Genomic DNA, 17705 nt, shown 5'->3' with positions numbered 1-17705 from the left:
ACCATAGGGCGCGCTTAATGCAAAAAAATGTCATATCACATTCTCCTGACCATGGTGAAGATAAGTGGCCAGATGCTCCACGCAATAAAGATGTCTACAAGAAAAAGCAACGCCGCGCTAAATTGATCCAGCATGCGGAGTTCGCCGCTTTTCTCTTCATTCAAAAGTTGGTCAAGGCTCGATTTCCCGTAATTGTGCATGGCTCTGAACAAGCCGAGCAGGCGTGGGTCCTTCAGATTTTCCGGCCCGAGCGAAAAATACATGCGCTCCTCCGAGCGACCGTGCGGACGATAAACAAAGGCATATCGCCAGCCGGAAGATCTATAAACTCGCACATAATCGGTTGCATAGCCGAGTACGTCTCGGGCGTGTATGACCTGAGTCGAATATGCTTGCACGATCTCGATCGAATCGGCACGAATGGTCATGCCCCGCTTGGTTAAACTGGCCACGTAGTACACCACCAGCGACATGAGACCGAACGTGGCGAAGATCAGCCAGCCTGGCAGCGATGCATGCTTGATTGATTCCAAAAACAAAGCCGCGAGAAAGGTGATCATGGTGAGCATACCTATCATCGCAAGCACCGGAATCACCATGCGCCGCAGTAAAGAGTCGCGGTACGCCTGCGGCAATCCATAGTGTGCCGCCAGATAAGTCGCGCAGGCATCCTCGTCAACGAGAGGTTTGCTTGACTCAGACGGTGAGTTCTGTGCATTGCTCGAAAGTGATCCAGGGGAACCCTGTGATGTTTTCGAGTACGCCTTGCCGCATGCAGGGCATTCCCAATCTGGTGCCTGATCCGCCGGTTTTCTCTGGTATCCACATGCCCTACATATGGTCTCCATCCCCACTCCTTGAACAGGTCGATTCTTTCAGGTGAATTATTTTGCTTGTAAGTCAGAAACGTTTGCTTCGGGTTGCGACTTCAGCCAGAAGGAAGAATGGTACGCGACCGTTTCCCCATCGCAGCATTCTCCAGGATCGTCGTGCCGTCTTGTCCGTGAAGAAGCTCTTCAGCAAATGCGCGGCCAATAACATCCTGATCAATCGTACCAAACGGACCCGGAACGAGACGCCCGAGCCAAGCGAGAAGCGCTGGCGTATGTGCATTGCCCGCAATGATGCCTGGGCGAAAAATGGCCAGGCGCTTGAACCTGAGCCCGCGCACCACGTCTTCTTTTTCTCCCATGATGCGCGCGTAACGGATCTTGCTCGTTGGGCTACTCCCGGCGGCTGAAAGTAACCCAAAGGCTTCAACGCCCCCGGCCAGGCAGCCACGTGCGAACGCGCCGACGACGCCAATCTCAAGTTTCCTGATGTCCTCGTCGCTCCAATGCTGGCTCCCCTTGCCGATGCCGATGCATGACGCGGCATACAGCGGCTCGCCAGGCACACTGCAGTCCTTGGCAAGTCTCGCGATCTCGTCGGCTAAGCCTGGGGCACTGGTCTCCATGACCACCTGGCGTAATCGCGCATCACTCGCCAGCGGACTCGTCCGGCGATTGACCATGATGACTTCGACGCACGGGGAGGTCGCGAGCAAAGCGCGTACCAACGCCGACCCAACTTGCCCAGTACCTCCGGCGACCAAGACGCGAAAACTCATTTTCTAGCCTCGCTTTTCGTTGTGGATCATGCCTGTCATGGCGGCCCCGCCTCCAAAGGGAGAGAGGGAGTCAATGCACTGATACCGCTACGGCGTGCTTGACGGACCGGACTCTCTCAACGCTTCAGGCGTTTTGCCCGTCCAGTCGTTGAAGGCTCGGAAGAAGGAGTTGGGATCCTCGAAGCCCAGAAGGAAGCCAATCTCGCTGGCCGAAAGTTTCGTCTGCGTTAGGTAGTGCCTCGCAAGGTCCTCTCGGGTTCGATTGACGACGCTCCGGAAGCTGTCGCCCTCCGCTTCCAGGCGACGTTGCAACGTGCGGCTGCTCATCGCCAGTCGACTGGCTACCGTCTCGATCCCCGGCTGCCCGCCGGGCAGCAATTCGAGAAGCGCGGAACGCACCCGTTGCGCGGTCGTCGCCGCCGCGTCCAGTTCGCCCAGGCGTCGGCGCAGATCGGGCTCGAACACTTGCCACATCGCATCGTTTGCGGTGAGGAAAGGGCGATTCGCGTCGACCGCAGATAGCGTGAGGGACGGAGCCCCATCGCGCCGTACCGGGATGCCGAAGTAGTCCGCATAGGCCTTTGTCTGGGCCTTGGCCGGTAGTGTGGGCATCGTCACCTTGACCGCCCTCACGGGTTCGCGCGTCGCCATGCGGACCACGCGCATGAGGAAAGCCAATTCACTTGCCACCAGGATGAAGGGTGCCTCGCCTTCCGCAGCTATCCATTGGGGAGACAGAGACAGCTCTCCCTGGGAGCCGGTGACCGCGGCCAACCGCATGGGGGCTATCAGTCTCTTGTAGGTCGCCAGCCGCTGGGCTGCCTGCAGCATGTTGACGCTGCACAGCGCGGCAAAAAGCGGCGGGACGAACGACTCCGCCTGGATAGCTTCGGCCAGGTGAAGCGGCAGCAAGGGATCAGCAGCCTCCGCATCGAGGCTTTGCCACAGGCGGAAGTGTTCGGTCGTAGACAATCCGCTGCCCGGGCGCGAAAACAGGTCGTCGGGCAGGCCTGCTCGACGCAGTACGTGATCTGCCCGGATACCCAGGTCCTTCATGAGGGGGCGCAAGCCTTGCTCGACTGGAAAGGTCACGTTGGTCGCCATGGTCGGTCAACTCGCTTCATGATGCGGCGATCACCAAGGTGACCGCCAGAGTGGGCGCGGACGGAACCTGTCGTGCGCTGGCCACGCCACGGCATGGCCACATTCCGCTGCATGAAGGGTTGCGCACGCAAAACCACAGGGTTGATGGCTGATGGAGAGCGATCAGGGCTTCGGCATGCCGGCAGCCGTGCGCATCAGGCCGTCGAATGCGCGATCAGACAGCAGGCGACGCATGAAGATCAGGGGCTTGGCGCCAAAACCAACGGCATAGCGCGTCTTGGGACGACGCGCCGTAACGGCCTTGGCGACGGTCTTCGCAATCAACTCGGGCGGCGATTGGCGGCTGCCGTTGGCCTCCGTCCGCATCATCTTCGCCACCGCGCTGGCCTGGGAGGCGTAGGCGCTCAGGCCGGATACCTTCTGCAGATTGTCCGCGGCAATGCCAGCCCATTCCGTCTTGATGCCACCAGGCTCGACCACGACCACATCGATGCCAAAAGACGCCACTTCCATGCGCAGGGCGTCGCTGATGCCCTCCAGCGCAAACTTGGTGCCGTGGTACCAGGCGCCAAGCGGCGTGTGGATCTTGCCCCCCATCGACGTGATGTTGACGATGGTGCCCGAGCGTTGCTGACGCATATGCGGCAACACCAGCTGCGTCAGGCGAACCGCGCCGAAGACATTGACTTCGAACTGGGCGCGGGCCTCACTCATGGGAACGTCTTCCACGGCACCGTAGGAGCCGTAACCGGCGTTATTGACCAACACGTCGATGCGGCCCGATTGGCTGATGATGTCCTTGATTCCGGCCTCCATTGAGGCATCGTTCGTTACGTCCATGGCCAGCACGCGGACCCCGGCACCGGCCAGGGAACGCATCCGGTCGACGCGTCGGGCGGCGGCGTAGACCGTGTAGCCGAGCTTCTTCAATTCCAGGGCAGTGGCTTCGCCAATGCCGGAAGACGCACCTGTGACGAGTACAACTTTAGCGTTCACGTTGAAAGACCCTTGAGAGTTTGTATGGGGCGGGCCGCCCTTCGGGCCGGACCGTGTGCAAACTCTAAGAAATGCAATGCGACAGCGATCTAGCAATTCCCGCCATTCTCACGGCAAACGGCGCCAACGAAATCAGCAGTCGAAAGCGGACATTAGCCAGGCAGTCGAGCCAGCTCTTTGGTCCGTCAATGGCCAGAGCAATGCTGGCGCCGAAGGGTGGGCGAGACTGCCTCCGCACGAGCTTCTGCGCGACTTTTGTCATCCAGCCGGTGCTACGCTCTCCACTCAACAAATGGACTTCAACCAGGGGAATGGCATGAGGCTGGCGACTACACGAAGCATGATTTGGCTTTGGGTAATTTGCCTTGGTCTGCTACCCCAACTCAGTTGGGCTGATCGTCCAGCGTGTTTATCCACGTGGATCGCCGCAGGACAAATGACCGTCACGCCTGCGAAAGTTGTCGGGAAGCCGAAGGAGCATCTCATGCTTCTGGGCAGTCATCCCGGCGAAGATCGCGACGCCATGAAAATCCGGCCCGACGATGGCTACCTGATTGCAGGTGACGAGGTCGACCTTGTCACGACCTGCGACGGCTTTGACTACGTCCGCTTCCATGGCCCAAAGCGGGTATCGACCGGTTGGGTAGACGGGAAACGCATCAAGACGACGGGAGCGGAGCGCAGCGTCTTGCCGCCTGGCGCCGCCATGTTGTGCAAGGCGGCGCAGGACACCATGAACAACGGTACCCCACTGGCCTCGCCAGCGATGACGAACGCGGATGACAAACTGCTTGCCAAGACGGGCCTGGAGGCCGGCGCGAACGGCTCACCGACACAGATCGCCCACGTCGTCGTCGACGGCAGGCCCTTGGTCGTCAGCGTGGTCGACTCTGGTGGAACCAGTCACGACACGGAGGTCTATGTGCTCAGCAATGACTTGAAGAGCCGGTTATCACCGCCTGACAGGGATGATCGCGACGCTGAGAATGCTGGCGCGGATGCGTGGGGATTTGGCGTGAGTGAAGACGTTGTCATGGTGCTTGGGCGGCCCATGGTGCGTAGCTGGGAGGGAGGAGGCACCAATGGCGCGTATCTGTCGGTTATTGACAGGAACGGCGACATCATTCCCACGTGCGAAATGCACGGCCAGTCGATGAATCAGAGAAAAATCGTATCGAGCACTAATGATCGTGTTTGCCATGCGTTCCTCGATGATCGATTGAATACTTTGGCGATGCATCAAGCAACGCAAGGCGAGTCGCTTGCGTTGAACCTTCCACCTCAGAACTACATCAAGGAACCGATCAAGCTGCACCCGGACGACACCAAGGGTACGACGCTTCATTTTCACAACAACGAACGCGCTTCGGAGGTTCAATATTCGCTTGAAAGTGCTGGATACGTCGACCTCGACAATAGCGGGAATGTGCAGCACGTAGGCCTCGTCTCGTTTGCAGACGACGAATCGACTGCAGGCGACGGCACTTACAGCGACGCAGAGCTATTCCCCGTGTATTTCAACAAGCAGGGCGTGGCCGACCTCTCCTCCGATGCCAACCAAAAACTGATCCAGCTTCTTCCTCATAACATGCAAACCGCGAAAATCGTAAGCATGGATGGCGTAACTTATCTCGAGCTGACGTCCGATACCGTACCAGAGGACTCGGGCCAGATTTGGAAAATCACTCCCCATGGAGCCGATCAGGTCTGCGGACTTCAGCTCTGGCACACCGTGGAGCTCGTACGCCCAATCGTTCACTAATCAGTGCCCGATCTGTCCGCTATGAGTCGACAGCGGATATCAGCAAACCACCATGGCTCAGCGTCTACGGATGTTTGTAAGCAAGGATTTCCACAAATTGCGGCAGCACCGGCGGCGTCACCGGGCAAGCCAAGCTTGCACTGGAACCATCGTCGTAAGCGGCAGACGCCTCGTGGCCAGTCGCGCATTGAGAATAAATGGCCGATGCCAGTTGTGGGGGTTGAGACGTTGCGAAGGCTTCACCCGCAAGCGAGACGACAATCTTCCCTGCCGAAAGATTACTGCAGGAGGGAAGAGGGTGATCCAAAAGAAAGCCATTCGGCTTTTTCCAGAAGCTGATACGCCCGTGGCAGTCCTGTGCCATGAACGCCGCCATCCATTTCCCATTTATTGCTTCGCGTTCTTCGCTGGATGCGTTGCTGACAGGCTGCAGCTTGAAGCCGGCCAGGTTTAGCGCACGCACGATGGCAGTCGAATACGCCTGATCTTGACGCACGGCAGCTTCGAGAGTTTGGACTATCTTGGGATCAGCGGAGCTCATGACCAAATCGGTCCAGCGGTACGACCGATCCGTGGCGTCACGCTTGCGCTGAATAAGTTGCTTCCAAGCCAGGAAAAATCCCTCGCCCGGTCGCTGCGGATCGTTGGCAGCGCCTATCACCAGCATCACTGGAACCCCGCAATCGTAGGGGAGCATGCCGTGGCCAAGATGCCCGTCCGATAGGCTTCCTCGTGTGGGCAACTCAAGTAGGCATCGATTGAGAGCGTCGCTTACGCCTGCCCACCAGGCACTTTGGTTTTGCTTTTGTTGTTCGGCGGTCGCCAATATTTTCGCAAATTCCGCGCCGCCCTCTACGGCGAGGTTTGATTCGTCATCGGCGGGATGCATGCCGTTGGCCGCATTCCAGGCGTGAAAGACCTCGTGCGCGACGAAGGCAATTAATTTATCGGCTTTCTGGGTGTCGGGCTGACGCCAGCCATTGCCAATGAGCCCCAACGTGATGGATTCGGGAAGGCGCTCGCCGTGATAGTCCGTGTCCGCACTATCGCTGGGTTGACTGTAAAAAAACACCGTCGGTAGCGTTATTGGCCCTAGATAATTGCTGTAGAAATGAGCGATATGCGGAATTGCGCGTGCGACCTGGTCGAGTGCCCACGCTGGAATCCCTCTGTCGCTGACAATCGTTACCCCAAAGCGGCGGTCGATCCTTGGAGTGCCAAATGCGACGTATCCTGAAGATGCCTGAGGTGGCAGAGTCAATGCCTTGGTTGTGACAGTACCAAAGCCGGCCACTTCTTCGCCGGGCGCAGGAATAAAGTGCGCACATAATGATGGTGAATCAGAATTAGCACGATAAAGCGCACTGTCCACCGCCACGGTTCCGTCTGAGAAGCGCAAGAAAGGCGGATAAACGCGATCGATTCTATCCAGGTTTTCGCTTACGTTCATGCTTGCTTGCATGGACCTGGCATGCGTTGGCGTAAGCGCCGCGTCCGTCACCGTTGCCGAATCGTCTTCAGACAGCCACAGCTGACTGCGCCGGTAGCCATCAAAATCAGCGAGCCGCAATGCACGAACATCGTTCGGAAGATTGACTTTAAATAGAACTGCTTTGTGATCGGGTGTTATTCGAATGTCGGCATCAACGCATGGCGCGTCGGCTAACACCGGTTTCGCAATTAGCAAAAAAATAGCCGTTACCGAGAGCAACCAAATCCTTTTATTCACGCTTCATTCCTTCAATGCGCTTGTGGTTGACAACTGGCCTTGGGTCGCGGACTGAAAGCAGCTATGCCTGGCTGTACAAGGTGACCGCTACTGCTCGAAAACTTATCTTTACTCAACGACCAAATCGACTCCATAGCCAACCTACCGCTAACGCGACACCGGTGCACAGGAAGGTCATGAATGTTCCGAAGGACGTGGTGCATCCGAATGACCTCGTGTGCGCGTAATGGCATGCTTTGGCCCCTTCAGAAAGCATCGGTACGCCGTAAAGGTATGTCACGAGGCCGGCGACCAATAAGACAACGCATATCCAACTGAGGAACGCCTTAGGACTCTTCATCATCCATCCCTCCGCAGCCGACTGACGTTGTTCGTATGGGAGCGATAGCGGGCCTCCCTGACCATTTCGTACGCCATCTTCAATGGATTGGGCGCCGATAACATGGCGGCGTCCCCAAGAGATGGCGGGCTGTCATGCCATTACGTTGCAGGAGGTGCTGGAACGTGGTGGCCAAAAGTTACTGGAATTCTCATCCACGATGGCTGACGTGCGCCATTTTTGAACTCCGCCACATACCTCCAATGTTTTGCGGCATCGATGGCGCTTGCGTCGAGCTCGGGAAAGCCGCTGCTTCGATCTATGCGGACATCGCCAACTTCACTGTCGGCACCGACATAGACCATCAAAACCACGACACCATAGTGGCCAGCCCTGATGGCTTCCAATGGGAAATGCGGCGGATTGCGCGAATTGTAGGTAATGTCCTGGGCCGCTGGGCGAGTGGAGGAGGGCGCGGTGACATAGTGCGGCACGATAGTTTGCGGCTGTGTATTTTCAGTCGAAGGCGGCACGTTGCTCGCAGATTTTGGCGGCGTCTGTGCGCAAGAGGTTAGCAGCAACAAGATGGCGACCTGTGAAAAATTGCGCAGATACATGATTTCCCCCTGAGAAAATGTTGTATTCAAGCCTTTGATCTTGAGTTCGATCTAGGCCATGAATATGCGTTTTTATTTTGCTTGTCGCACTGTGAAGTGGAACATCATCACCACGTAAGCTGGAGTGAGGACCAACTTTCCCCAGGGTACTAGCGGCGGACTTTCTCCTACTGGATCCATGCGTGCCCGGCTCAACGGCTGAAATCGGTCAACCGAACAAGAGATCAGGCTCGGCGTCGCGACTTTGCAACCATGACGAGAAGCGCAAGTGCACAGAGCGCGAAGGTTATGGAAACCCCGAAGGCGATGAAATGGTTGATCAAGCCGCTGGTGGCGAAGACCAGGAATATCGCGTTGGCGGCTACGAGGCAAAGCGCGAGCACTGCGAAATGCTTGCGCGAAAAATTCCTTTCGCCTGCGTTGATTTTACCCATCATTATCTAGGCCCCTTCCAAGATATGTGACAAGAGCCGCCACTATAGCCTGCTGAGCGCAAATGACCAGCCTCGCCTTCAGGCTAGAGCAAAATGGGCTATGTTGAACGTCCGCCCAACTCCGCTTCTGGATGCGTGCGTTTTGAGGCGAAAGCGGACATCAAGGGGAGTTGCTTGTCGAATCCTCGTAAGCATCAAGCAGTTTTTGGAGGAGCGCGCGTTGCTCATCCGTCATCTGAATAGCCGCATCAGCGAGAATGCCATTAACCAAGTAATACTCCGTGTCGTTTCGAATCTTGCCACGTTTGACGACGTGTCGATATCTCGCTGAGTAACGGCGCCGCATCTCGGAAATCGAAATGATGCCGGCAGACCCGAACCGGGAGTCCAGTTCCAAAAGCGATGCGATGGGCAAGTGAGCGGTGCTTTCAAGGGTGCCGTTGACTGCCTGACGAAGCCCCTGCAGCGCCCTTGACATGCCGTATTTCTGGATGATGGTCGTCAGGGAATGAGCCGGGTGGGACGGTGATGCTGGGTCAATGTTCCAGAGGTGAGTTGCGAAGAAGTCGACATAATGGGAGAGTTCGTCGAACTCGCGTACACGCTCGGGCGCCATCGTTTTTGGCATTGGTGATGCTCCGCACGTTGGAGATAACCTGATTGAGACTTGCCTTTCGTTGTGGGTCGAAAGCGGCCATTCGTCTAAGCTTTTCGCCGGATTAACGCGTCAACCAATCTCGCTACGCGCTTTCTCGAATGCTATTGAAAAATTTCGTCATACGCGCTTTGAAAATTTCCGTCGTTTTCTCCGTACGACTTGCCGTTGTATTGAAGGATTGTCCGGGCTCCTTTGCTTTTTTCGTCCGTTTCGTTGCGGGCGGTTATCGACAGATCTGCAAAGCCGTGGGAGCTGGTTTTCTCGACGCCGATCGTCAAATGAGAAGCATTGCTACCCTCTATTTGCTCCAGAGGCACCTCGAGTACGTGTCGTAATTTCGGTCCGTCGGGCACAAATAAGACCAAGTAGTCGCTCGCCCAATTATCCGCAGCCTGTGGCTCCTGGCCACCGACAAAAATGACGCCGAATGCGCGCACTCCCGGCGCCAAGTCGTAACGCGCGGTGTCCAGGCGGAAGTCATCATGACCCTGAATCTGCAAGGTAGCATCCTGGGAGACCATGCCTTTGAAGCTACTGACAACCGCCGAGCGAGAGGCGTCGACCATGGCGACCACAAAGTGGCGATCGGCCTGATCATCTGGCCGCTTCGGGTCGCTGGGCAACCTATACGCCGCTGCGACCAGCACTATGTTCGTGTCCTTGGGCCACGCCTTGCATGAGGCGGCAACGACCGCTTCCGTTTGGTCCTGATAGCTCGCTTGTTGGAATTTTTTGACGTGAAGAAATGTGCCTACCGCGTCCAGCGTGGACTGATCACACGATTGCGCCACGTCCTGCGCGCGCGATGTTGACGCGAAGAGCAGGCCAACGAGAAAAAGCATTGCCGCACTTGTCCGTATCATTCCCATCCCCTGATAACTATGCGTGCCATTTATCCAAATCGGACGTCGAGCTGTTAAACCCACGCGTGAGCTGGGTCCGGCCTTTAAAAAAAGCCTACAGGCCTTCCCACAACCCTGGTTCGGTTGCCCAGTCTTGCAGCAACGCAGCGCGGGCCGCCAGCAATGGGGCTAGATCTTTCCAGTTGGTGGGATTCCCCATCGAGATGCCGGGCATGATCTGGCCAGACCGCTGGTTTTCCGCTATGTCGCGCCAGCGGGCGGCTATGGCAGCCATTGCCTCGCGAGGGTGCTTGATGGCGGAAGCGGAAACATAGTCCGTGGGCAGGTCGCCCGAAATAGCCCACCAGCCTACGTGTCCAGGCGCGACCTTGCTCTCTATAGCCCAGATCGCCACGTAGGGCGCCAAATGCCAAGCTGCCCACTCGCCAACTTGTCCGTGCTGGACGCCCTGTCGCTGTAAATAGGCAGACACGTCGTTGCGACGCTCCGCGCACCACTGTTCTTCGACTTCCGGGTTGTCGTAATCCATGCATTAGGCTCAAAGGTTTTGCAGCTTTCAGGTATTGGCGGTGACCGCACCGGATCGAGGACCGCCACGCTTGCCGATCATTCTGCGCCAGTGGTCACGTAGTTGACAGTGACCCTTGGATCGGGATGTTGGGAATCACAGAACTTAATTCCTTCATTCCAATTTGGGTTCAGCGTGGACAGGTCTGGGTCGGGGTGCGCCGCCAGGTAATCGCCTGCGTCGGTGAGCACCTGTTTGTCCCGATCCGTACACAGAAGGTGCATGTCAGTTTTCGACAAGCAGCTTAAATTGATAAGAGCTTCTCGAAGATCAAGTGCCGATTCCTGCTTCGACAAGTTCAAGTTGCTTCTCCCCAATGCGGCCATTGAGAACCTTTCCTCGGCGTCGATGACTTCCGCTATGCCGCCGTAGGCAAATAGGGATTTGTGCCGATCATGCGGATGCATTGCTTTGCGCGTCCGATGCTGGATCGCGCTGCCGCCGGGATGCCTCCAATGCCTCACGCTATTCATGGGTAAGCTCCGTCGTCGCAGCCGATTTTAAGCGGCACGGAAAGCGGTGCTGCCCTAAGCAGATATTTGGATCTCATTTATCGGGCTGCTTCCTGTAAACGAAATTAAGGCTGACGTGCTTTCTTTTGGCATCATCGCCCGGGATCAGGACGATCTGATTCTTGTATGTTTGTGTAAGTGCAAAGGTATGGAACGGCTTTCCACCTCGTGCCAGCACGGCGTCGTGAAACGTGATCTTTTCGGCGTCGAGTGTCCACGTGCCGCCAGATCCGACTGGTTTGGTGATCAGGTCTCCACTTATAGTGCTGTCGAATGTGCCGTTGCTGTGAAGCACCAATTCTTCACCAGGACCGATCCCATCACCGAAGTAATAGGTGCCGACAACCTCGGATTTAGCGAGGCGAACGGACACTGAGTCGCTCGCACACGAGGTTAGGATAAGCATGGTTGCGAAAATGAAGGCCTGACCAACTTTTGCCGCGCGAAATATCAACCATCCCAACTGTGCGGTCTTGCCAGTCGTGACTATTCGCCCCGGCACATACGAGGACACCAGGCGTTCAATCATTCCGAGATCTCAACGGGGTGAAGTGTCGACCAGCGGCCTCGTTGAAACGTCCGCGTGGCACCGGTAGCCAATAGTCTATTTCCAATTAGCACCATAGTTCCTGCCCAACCAGCCGCGGCTTTGCACATTTTCCAGTTGGAAGGGGGAGTGCCATGCCGGGATGCCAGAGATTGAGCTGCCTCAGGATGTTCGGCATTTCGGAGTCGATAACGGGGAGGGTATTGCCGTCGCCATATCGAGTCGCACTGCGGTAGCGCAGGATTTGCTCGTATACACCTGTAGCACCAAGCCGGTCGACAATGACCCAGAAGCCAAATGGTGCGTCTTCGGTCGGTTCGGCGGAAATGATTGCTCCCTTTAGCGGACCCTCGGCGAAATAGCGGATTTCCTGATCGTTGTTCCTGTTTGTCCGCTTTTCATAAACGGGGGTGAAGGCGTCTCGGGTAGAGTCGTAAGCCAGGGCCACGGTTGCCTGACGCTGATCGCCGTCCATGGAGTGCTGGCTGGCGACCCGGATGAGCAGGAGGGGCCGGTCGTTACGAGGACGCACGATCCGCGCATCGATCAAATAATGCGGATCGGAATACCCGTCGCCTCCCGAAGGCGGGCGCAAAATGTGGTCAAGGTCGGGAAGGCACGATGCCCCGCCGTCGTGGGTAATGCACAGCGTGATTTTCCCGGGCATTGGTCCGACCACCTGATCAGTGGTCTCGGGGCTCTGCACAACCATGAAGCGCCAGTTTGATTTGGCGCCAAAAGATCGCGCCAGGTCGATCGATGAGAGGAGCGTGTCTCGCGCAGGGCGCGGTTTCGCGTCCTGTGCCTTTGCTCCACCCACGGAAACCGTCAGCAGGAAAGCTAAAAGCAGCGCTTGCGTGGATACGGTCATTCCCGACTCTCCAATCTCTTCGTTCCGTGAGTGTTGAGTGCCTTTCGCATCGGACGAGGCGGGTACGTTACGGGGTCGACTGCTTCGTTCCCTGAGCGCATCCAATGCTTTGTTTGCCAGGCATTGCGCCAATCTGTCCAGACAGCAGGGAATGAGGTTGGGTGCTTGCCGCTGTCCGGGAAGCCAACACTGCAAATAGCCCCAACGAGTCTGCAATGGTCCGTTTCATCTTGCCTCCCCTGTTTGCACCATTATGCAATGGCACCGGTGCTGTTCGAGTGGCCGGTGCAGGGAAAAATTCTGACGGCAGCGGGGGAGGGCGCTACGAGATGGATGCACCTCACGCCGTCGGGAACACGAGAGCATTAGCCTGCTGGACGCTCGCCTGCGAAGCCGGCGTCCATTACCCTAATCGGCGGGAATTCTCGGGGACTTCATCATCGTGACAGCATCGAGCAGCACGGTTGCCAGCCAGGGGGAGCCGGCGCGCGTCTCGCGTTATTGGCAGGTCTTCATCGTCGTGCTCGGGCTGTTGGTGCTCGTCCACAACGCTGGGTCGATGTGGGATGTATCAAACGGCTTCTCGGGTGCAGGATCGGTGGCCGAAGGCAGTGTCTTGGGCGATCTCAATCGACCGGACCCGGACGGTTACTGGTCCGTCATTGCCGTGATGCCGGGCAGTCCGCTGGCGATGGCCGGCGTGCGCCAAGGTGACGCCATCGGCTACGACCGAGCCATCGATGGATTCCGCTCGTTCCGGGCCGGCCAGGCGGTCGGGTTCACCCTTCGGCGCAACGGCGCAGTTTCACATCACGAAATGATCGCCGTGCCTGTCCCGGCTGCTTCGCCAGCCCAAGTTCGCCTGGTTGTGTTCTTGAGCGGAATCATGAGCATTCCAGGCCTCATCGGCGTGTTTGTGGCGTTGCGCAGTGGTCGCCGCGCGTCGACCCTGCTCTTGGGCGCTGCGCTGATCTGCCTCAGTTGCTCCGGCAATGCTCCCAATCTGGCCGAAAGCGCCGCCTGGTTCTTCCCTGCGTTCTACTGCGTCGCGACGGCCGTGAAGTACGCGCCGCCGGTATTGTTCCTCGCCTTCGCCCTCGTTGCGCGCCGGGAGACCAGCGGCAACATCCCGCGGGGCTGGATGATCGCCCTGGGCGCCTACGCCCTGATGCCGGCAGTCTTGACCGGCAACGATGTCTGGTCGGCCCTGGTGGGAAGATCGCTGCTGAATGCTCACGCGGTGGTGGTGGGGCGAACCACGTTGCTGGGTGCGGGTCTGCTGCTGGCGATCTTCGCGCTCGGTGCCGCATGGCGCGAAGCCCGCGGCATGGATCGCACGCGCTACGCCTTCATGCTGGTCGCCATCGGCCTGCTGTCGTGCCTGGAGCTCATGGGCGTCCTGATCAACCTGACCGGTACCCAATGGACGCTGGCCAATCCGCTGGTGCTGATCCTGATCGTGTGCACGATCATGGGCGCCAGCGTGTTCGCCTACGCGGTGCTGCGTCATCGCGTCATCGATATCGGTTTCGCGGTGAACCGCACGCTGGTCTACGCGGTGGTGAGCGCAAGTTTGCTCGCCACCTTCGGGCTAGTCGAATGGGCCGTGGATCACTTCGTGTCCATCGGCGGACGCGAAAAGAACGTACTGGTGGATGCGGCCGTCGCGGTCGGCGTGTTCCTGGCCTTCCATCGGGTGCGCGACTGGGTCGAGCACGTGATCGAGAGCCTGTTCTTCAGCCACTGGAAGAAAGCCGAGGCGGACCTGCGCCGGTTTGTGAAAGAGGCTTCCTTTGTCACCGAGGCATCGTCGCTGGCATCGGCTTTCGCCCGCGCCCTGAGTCATTACACAGGTGGCGCCGAGGCGGCGGTCTATGTGGCGGAGAAGGGCAGCTACACGCGAGCGGCAGGCAGCATCGCCAGTGCGCCGGCCGAGCTCGACGTGAATCTCCCCGCGCTGGTGAGCGTGCGTGCCGCGCCGGAACCGATCGAAGCGCACGAGGGTGCCCTTACCGGCTGCCTGGTCGCACCCATGATCAACCGCAACGAGTTGATCGGCGTGGCCATCGTCGGCCCCAAGCCGTCGGGACACGCGCTAAGGCCCGACGAAATCGAACTGATCGGCTGGGCGACGCGCCACGTTGGCCTGGACCTGCATGCGCTGAAGATCGAGCAGTTGAACGGTGAAATCGATCGGCTGAATGGGCAGATCGCGGCGTTTCAGGCTGAAACGGCTACGCTGCGTTCGCTCGTTACGCAGCGGGCATGAGTGAGGCTGGTTGCCTGGATTGTCGGGTTTGGGTCGAAAGCGGACATGCTGGCTAGGTGTCTCACCTGAACGAATTGCCAGAAAGAAGTCTTCGAATCAAAAGGTACGAAACCAAAGCGGTAGATGGAAAAGCTATGGCGTGCCAGAGCGGGAACAGGCCTACCAACCCTGCAAGCTCACCCCAAGACCAAGTGAATAGTGTAACGGTGAACAAGAAGCCGAACGGGACAGGTACCACGGTGATAGTTGCTGGGCCCAACGACGGCGTCAGCAGAAGCGTAGCCATCGCAACGAGAACGAGCGACCTCCAAGGATCATGCATACGCCTGACCGCGTACCAAACACCAATGAGCAGAAGAAACATGGGCGCGGCGAAAGCCAGATAAAAAAATAACGCGAAGATCATTTCGCGGCCCTCCGCTTAACCATACTCACCTCATACGTGAACTTCGGGCCGCCGTCGGAGGCAGACCTCATCTATCTGCACCTATCTTGATATTCCTCGATGTAGTGCTGGATAGAGTGCACCGTTCCCGTTTCTACGATATCCCCGCTATCGCGATCAACGATAAATGGTGCATTCCCCGCCAGAGCATATTCCAGAACCCTGTTTCGAGATATTGCTTCGATTGATAGAAGAATATCCAACCAGAATCGGTTTCTGTGGTTGAGGCGTCGACGATCACAATTTCGGCCCCAGGCGCCATGGGTCGCCACGTTGATATCCTCGCCTCGACCAGCCTTCGAGCCTCATCTTTCGTCACCTTGTGTCCCTCTAATTAGGTCTGCATTGGGTCGGAAGCGAACTCTTCACGACATACCGTCATCGCCTGATGACTGCTGCTCTCCAGGCACCAACACCCGTAGACAGATCGTCAGCCCTGTCGAAAATGGAAAGGTTCCTTCCCTGGAACCTGTGAACTGTACGACTGGTTCGATCTAGTCGTGAATTAGCGGGGCGATCTGCGTCTTCAGCACTTTGAACTGTGCGTCGATCATGAGCGGATTGGGATCATGACCTACCTTGTCGAGCACGATGTATTTCTTGGTCGGCGCCTGGATGCGATCGAAATACGCCTTGGTAACGACCGGCATGGTGAGGAGATCTTCTTTGCCCTGGATGATGAAGATCGGCATAGGAAAGGTCGTGCCAAGGGCTGGCAAGTCGATGCGCGAGAGCATGCCATCGCCCCTCATGCCCACGAACTGCATGTATGAATAGTCTTCGCCGGCGGTATAGGCCGCTTGGTAGGCCGCGGTCCCGTACTGCGACGGGTACTGCCACCACGAGTCCGGTGCAGGTTGAGTGGCTTTTGCCTCGTACCGACGGGTAATCCGGCGGACAATGCCGAAGGCGCGCGGATTTTCCCAGGGTGGTGCGCCAAGAGCTTTGAGCGACGCAATCGCCTTGTTGTCGCCAGCAGCGCGCGTCAGCTCCAAAGCGCGCTTGTAGGTCGCGTCCTGATTCGCGTGATATTCGACCAGCTGTGATGTGCCTTGATAGGCGGAGAACAGCTCGGGCCTCAGCTTGAGCATGTTGACTGCCAGCGCCGAACCCCAGGATCCGCCGAACAAGATCACCTGTCGCTTGGCCAGACGATGCGTCGCATAGGTCGCAACATCAACGCCGTCCCTTGCCATCAGTGCCATCGTGAGCGAGCTGTTGGCCGTGTCGGGATTTTGCGCAAACGTCTTGCCGCTGCCGCGCTGATCCCATTGAACGAGGGTGAAATCCTTTTCCCACGGACCATAGAGCTTTTCTGCAAAGGGTGTCGATGGATTGCCCGGGCCACCATGCACCATCAATACAACAGGATTGGCGCAATTCGCACCATGGATGGTCACCCATTGTTCGATCCCGTCGATCGGCACGAAACCTTCTTCCGAGATCTCTGTACCTGGTTTACATGCTGCGGGCGCGTGAACTGCAGCCGAAGGCGCAGACGTCAGCAATCCTGCGATCAGGCCGGCCGCAATCAACCAATTGTTCATACGCTCACCAAAGGTAGGCACGGTTCTGCCGATGGCACATTAGGACGAGTTGTCGGCTAGGTGCGTGGGTAACAAGTCATACGACGATACATTGTCAGTTTTGGGCCGGAAGCTGAAGTTGCCTTGAAAAGCGCAGCTCAAAGCCCTTAGTCCGGCAGACTGACCACCGTCTTGAAGCCGCCAAAGATCATGCGCTTGCCATCGAAAGGACAGTGAGCGGCGGCTTCCATGCGCGGGTCTTGCATGAATTTCGCCATGCCGGCATCGCGAGTGGCCTTGTCGGGCCATTCCACCCAGGAGAACACCACCGATTCATCCTGTGTCGCCTGCACGGCGCGGCGGAAATCGGTGAGCTTGCCGTCGGGCACATCCTCGCCCCAGCACTCCACCACTCGGATGGCGCCAAACTCCAGGAAAATGGCGTCGAAGGTTCGGGCGTGCGCGATGAACTGTTCGCGGTTGGCGTTGGGTACGGCGATCACGAAACCATCGATGTAGGACATGATTGTCACCTTGGCGAGAAGGGTGGCCGACACGGTCACCTGCATGTACGCGACGAATGAGCGCCTGCGGGATCGACACGGGGATTCTGGAGAGGCTGTCCGCTCCGGCTCGGAAGCGGGTGTACCGAAGTTTTCATTCAACCCTTATCAGACCCCAAAGCTCTGAGAAATTGTCTGCCACTTTCTCGATGCTGCCGTCAGGATCGATCGGGTCGAAGGAGATCACGGGCCATGGTTCTTGACCGCGCATATCAAATGCAAGATAGACGCCACCCTCATTCCCAAAAAAACAAATACACCCTACATGGTGTAGGTTCCGCTTCGCCAATAATCCAGAGCAAGCTCGGCGGAA

At 57.7% G+C, this 17705-nt stretch carries 17 protein-coding genes; 3 read left to right on the top strand and 14 right to left on the bottom strand.

Features of this window, described 5'->3' with window-relative positions; all coding sequences use genetic code 11:
* Positions 1-35: 35 nt before the first annotated feature.
* The 4 genes from ISS99_RS08455 to ISS99_RS08440 all read right to left on the bottom strand — a co-directional run bounded on the left by ISS99_RS08455 (position 36) and on the right by ISS99_RS08440 (position 3709).
* Complete coding sequence (locus ISS99_RS08455; RefSeq protein WP_204631173.1) at positions 36-848, bottom strand: hypothetical protein; 813 nt, start codon at positions 846-848, stop codon at positions 36-38.
* A gap of 80 nt (positions 849-928) precedes the next feature.
* On the bottom strand, positions 929-1609 hold the full coding sequence (locus ISS99_RS08450) for an SDR family oxidoreductase (protein WP_204631172.1): 681 nt from the start codon (positions 1607-1609) through the stop codon (positions 929-931).
* Positions 1610-1696: 87 nt separating this feature from the next.
* Complete coding sequence (locus ISS99_RS08445) at positions 1697-2713, bottom strand: AraC family transcriptional regulator (protein ID WP_204631171.1); 1017 nt, start codon at positions 2711-2713, stop codon at positions 1697-1699.
* A 162-nt stretch (positions 2714-2875) separates the two neighbouring features.
* Complete coding sequence (locus ISS99_RS08440; RefSeq protein WP_204631170.1) at positions 2876-3709, bottom strand: oxidoreductase; 834 nt, start codon at positions 3707-3709, stop codon at positions 2876-2878.
* Positions 3710-4193: 484 nt separating this feature from the next.
* On the opposite strand from ISS99_RS08440, the gene ISS99_RS08435 reads away from it, so the two are divergent.
* Entirely contained in the window at positions 4194-5471 is a 1278-nt protein-coding gene (locus ISS99_RS08435) for a hypothetical protein (protein ID WP_204631169.1), read from the top strand.
* Between the two features lie 64 nt (positions 5472-5535).
* Here the strand turns inward: ISS99_RS08435 and ISS99_RS08430 are convergent, their stop codons facing one another.
* Positions 5536-7200 (bottom strand): hypothetical protein, encoded by a 1665-nt coding sequence (locus ISS99_RS08430; protein WP_204631168.1) that lies wholly within the window; start codon positions 7198-7200, stop codon positions 5536-5538.
* 480 nt (positions 7201-7680) lie between these two features.
* Positions 7681-8136 carry an energy transducer TonB gene (locus tag ISS99_RS08425; protein ID WP_204631167.1) on the bottom strand — a complete coding sequence of 152 codons (456 nt, stop codon included), beginning with the start codon at positions 8134-8136 and terminating at the stop codon, positions 7681-7683.
* A gap of 182 nt (positions 8137-8318) precedes the next feature.
* Here ISS99_RS08425 and ISS99_RS08420 point away from each other — a divergent pair, with 182 nt between their 5' ends.
* Positions 8319-8600 carry a hypothetical protein gene (locus ISS99_RS08420; protein WP_204631166.1) on the top strand — a complete coding sequence of 94 codons (282 nt, stop codon included), beginning with the start codon at positions 8319-8321 and terminating at the stop codon, positions 8598-8600.
* Between the two features lie 130 nt (positions 8601-8730).
* Here the strand turns inward: ISS99_RS08420 and ISS99_RS08415 are convergent, their stop codons facing one another.
* From ISS99_RS08415 to ISS99_RS08390, 6 genes are all read right to left on the bottom strand, one after another.
* Positions 8731-9198: a hypothetical protein gene (locus ISS99_RS08415; protein ID WP_204631165.1), complete on the bottom strand. Its 468-nt coding sequence runs from the start codon at positions 9196-9198 to the stop codon at positions 8731-8733.
* Positions 9199-9329: 131 nt separating this feature from the next.
* Positions 9330-10070 carry a PA3715 family protein gene (locus tag ISS99_RS08410; RefSeq protein ID WP_204631164.1) on the bottom strand — a complete coding sequence of 247 codons (741 nt, stop codon included), beginning with the start codon at positions 10068-10070 and terminating at the stop codon, positions 9330-9332.
* 115 nt (positions 10071-10185) lie between these two features.
* Positions 10186-10620, bottom strand: coding sequence for a DUF4826 family protein (locus ISS99_RS08405; RefSeq protein WP_204631163.1), 435 nt, complete (start codon positions 10618-10620; stop codon positions 10186-10188).
* Between the two features lie 77 nt (positions 10621-10697).
* Positions 10698-11132, bottom strand: a complete 435-nt coding sequence (locus tag ISS99_RS08400) for a hypothetical protein (protein WP_204631162.1) — start codon at positions 11130-11132, stop codon at positions 10698-10700.
* 73 nt (positions 11133-11205) lie between these two features.
* Positions 11206-11700 (bottom strand): hypothetical protein, encoded by a 495-nt coding sequence (locus ISS99_RS08395; RefSeq protein ID WP_204631161.1) that lies wholly within the window; start codon positions 11698-11700, stop codon positions 11206-11208.
* Positions 11701-11785: 85 nt separating this feature from the next.
* The gene (locus tag ISS99_RS08390; protein ID WP_204631160.1) at positions 11786-12589 is read right to left on the bottom strand and encodes a hypothetical protein; all 804 of its coding nucleotides are present in this window, start codon (positions 12587-12589) and stop codon (positions 11786-11788) included.
* A 442-nt stretch (positions 12590-13031) separates the two neighbouring features.
* Between ISS99_RS08390 and ISS99_RS08385 the strand changes: the two genes are divergently transcribed.
* Positions 13032-14858, top strand: a complete 1827-nt coding sequence (locus ISS99_RS08385) for a hypothetical protein (protein WP_204631159.1) — start codon at positions 13032-13034, stop codon at positions 14856-14858.
* A gap of 939 nt (positions 14859-15797) precedes the next feature.
* Here the strand turns inward: ISS99_RS08385 and ISS99_RS08380 are convergent.
* Positions 15798-16850 carry an alpha/beta fold hydrolase gene (locus ISS99_RS08380; protein ID WP_204631158.1) on the bottom strand — a complete coding sequence of 351 codons (1053 nt, stop codon included), beginning with the start codon at positions 16848-16850 and terminating at the stop codon, positions 15798-15800.
* Positions 16851-16996: 146 nt separating this feature from the next.
* A complete protein-coding gene (locus tag ISS99_RS08375) occupies positions 16997-17353 on the bottom strand; it encodes a DUF1428 domain-containing protein (protein WP_204631157.1) in 357 nt (118 codons plus the stop codon).
* Between the last annotated feature and the right edge of the window lie 352 nt (positions 17354-17705).

It is taken from the genome of Dyella mobilis, from assembly GCF_016904945.1.
Classification (GTDB): domain Bacteria; phylum Pseudomonadota; class Gammaproteobacteria; order Xanthomonadales; family Rhodanobacteraceae; genus Dyella_B; species Dyella_B mobilis.
The sequence above is the reverse complement of the archived record's forward strand: the minus strand, read 5'-3'. Positions and strand labels throughout refer to the sequence as shown.

Bases quoted from the DNA above. Each gene is read 5' to 3' on its own strand.
- ISS99_RS08380 (WP_204631158.1), bottom strand. From the start codon at position 16,850: ATGAACAATTGGTTGATTGCGGCCGGCCTGATCGCAGGATTGCTGACG.
- ISS99_RS08375 (WP_204631157.1), bottom strand. From the start codon at position 17,353: ATGTCCTACATCGATGGTTTCGTGATCGCCGTACCCAACGCCAACCGC.
- ISS99_RS08415 (WP_204631165.1), bottom strand. From the start codon at position 9,198: ATGCCAAAAACGATGGCGCCCGAGCGTGTACGCGAGTTCGACGAACTC.
- ISS99_RS08390 (WP_204631160.1), bottom strand. From the start codon at position 12,589: ATGACCGTATCCACGCAAGCGCTGCTTTTAGCTTTCCTGCTGACGGTT.
- ISS99_RS08410 (WP_204631164.1), bottom strand. From the start codon at position 10,070: ATGCTTTTTCTCGTTGGCCTGCTCTTCGCGTCAACATCGCGCGCGCAG.
- ISS99_RS08455 (WP_204631173.1), bottom strand. From the start codon at position 848: ATGGAGACCATATGTAGGGCATGTGGATACCAGAGAAAACCGGCGGAT.
- ISS99_RS08400 (WP_204631162.1), bottom strand. From the start codon at position 11,132: ATGAATAGCGTGAGGCATTGGAGGCATCCCGGCGGCAGCGCGATCCAG.
- ISS99_RS08425 (WP_204631167.1), bottom strand. From the start codon at position 8,136: ATGTATCTGCGCAATTTTTCACAGGTCGCCATCTTGTTGCTGCTAACC.
- ISS99_RS08405 (WP_204631163.1), bottom strand. From the start codon at position 10,620: ATGGATTACGACAACCCGGAAGTCGAAGAACAGTGGTGCGCGGAGCGT.
- ISS99_RS08450 (WP_204631172.1), bottom strand. From the start codon at position 1,609: ATGAGTTTTCGCGTCTTGGTCGCCGGAGGTACTGGGCAAGTTGGGTCG.
- ISS99_RS08435 (WP_204631169.1), top strand. From the start codon at position 4,194: ATGCTTCTGGGCAGTCATCCCGGCGAAGATCGCGACGCCATGAAAATC.
- ISS99_RS08445 (WP_204631171.1), bottom strand. From the start codon at position 2,713: ATGGCGACCAACGTGACCTTTCCAGTCGAGCAAGGCTTGCGCCCCCTC.
- ISS99_RS08395 (WP_204631161.1), bottom strand. From the start codon at position 11,700: ATGATTGAACGCCTGGTGTCCTCGTATGTGCCGGGGCGAATAGTCACG.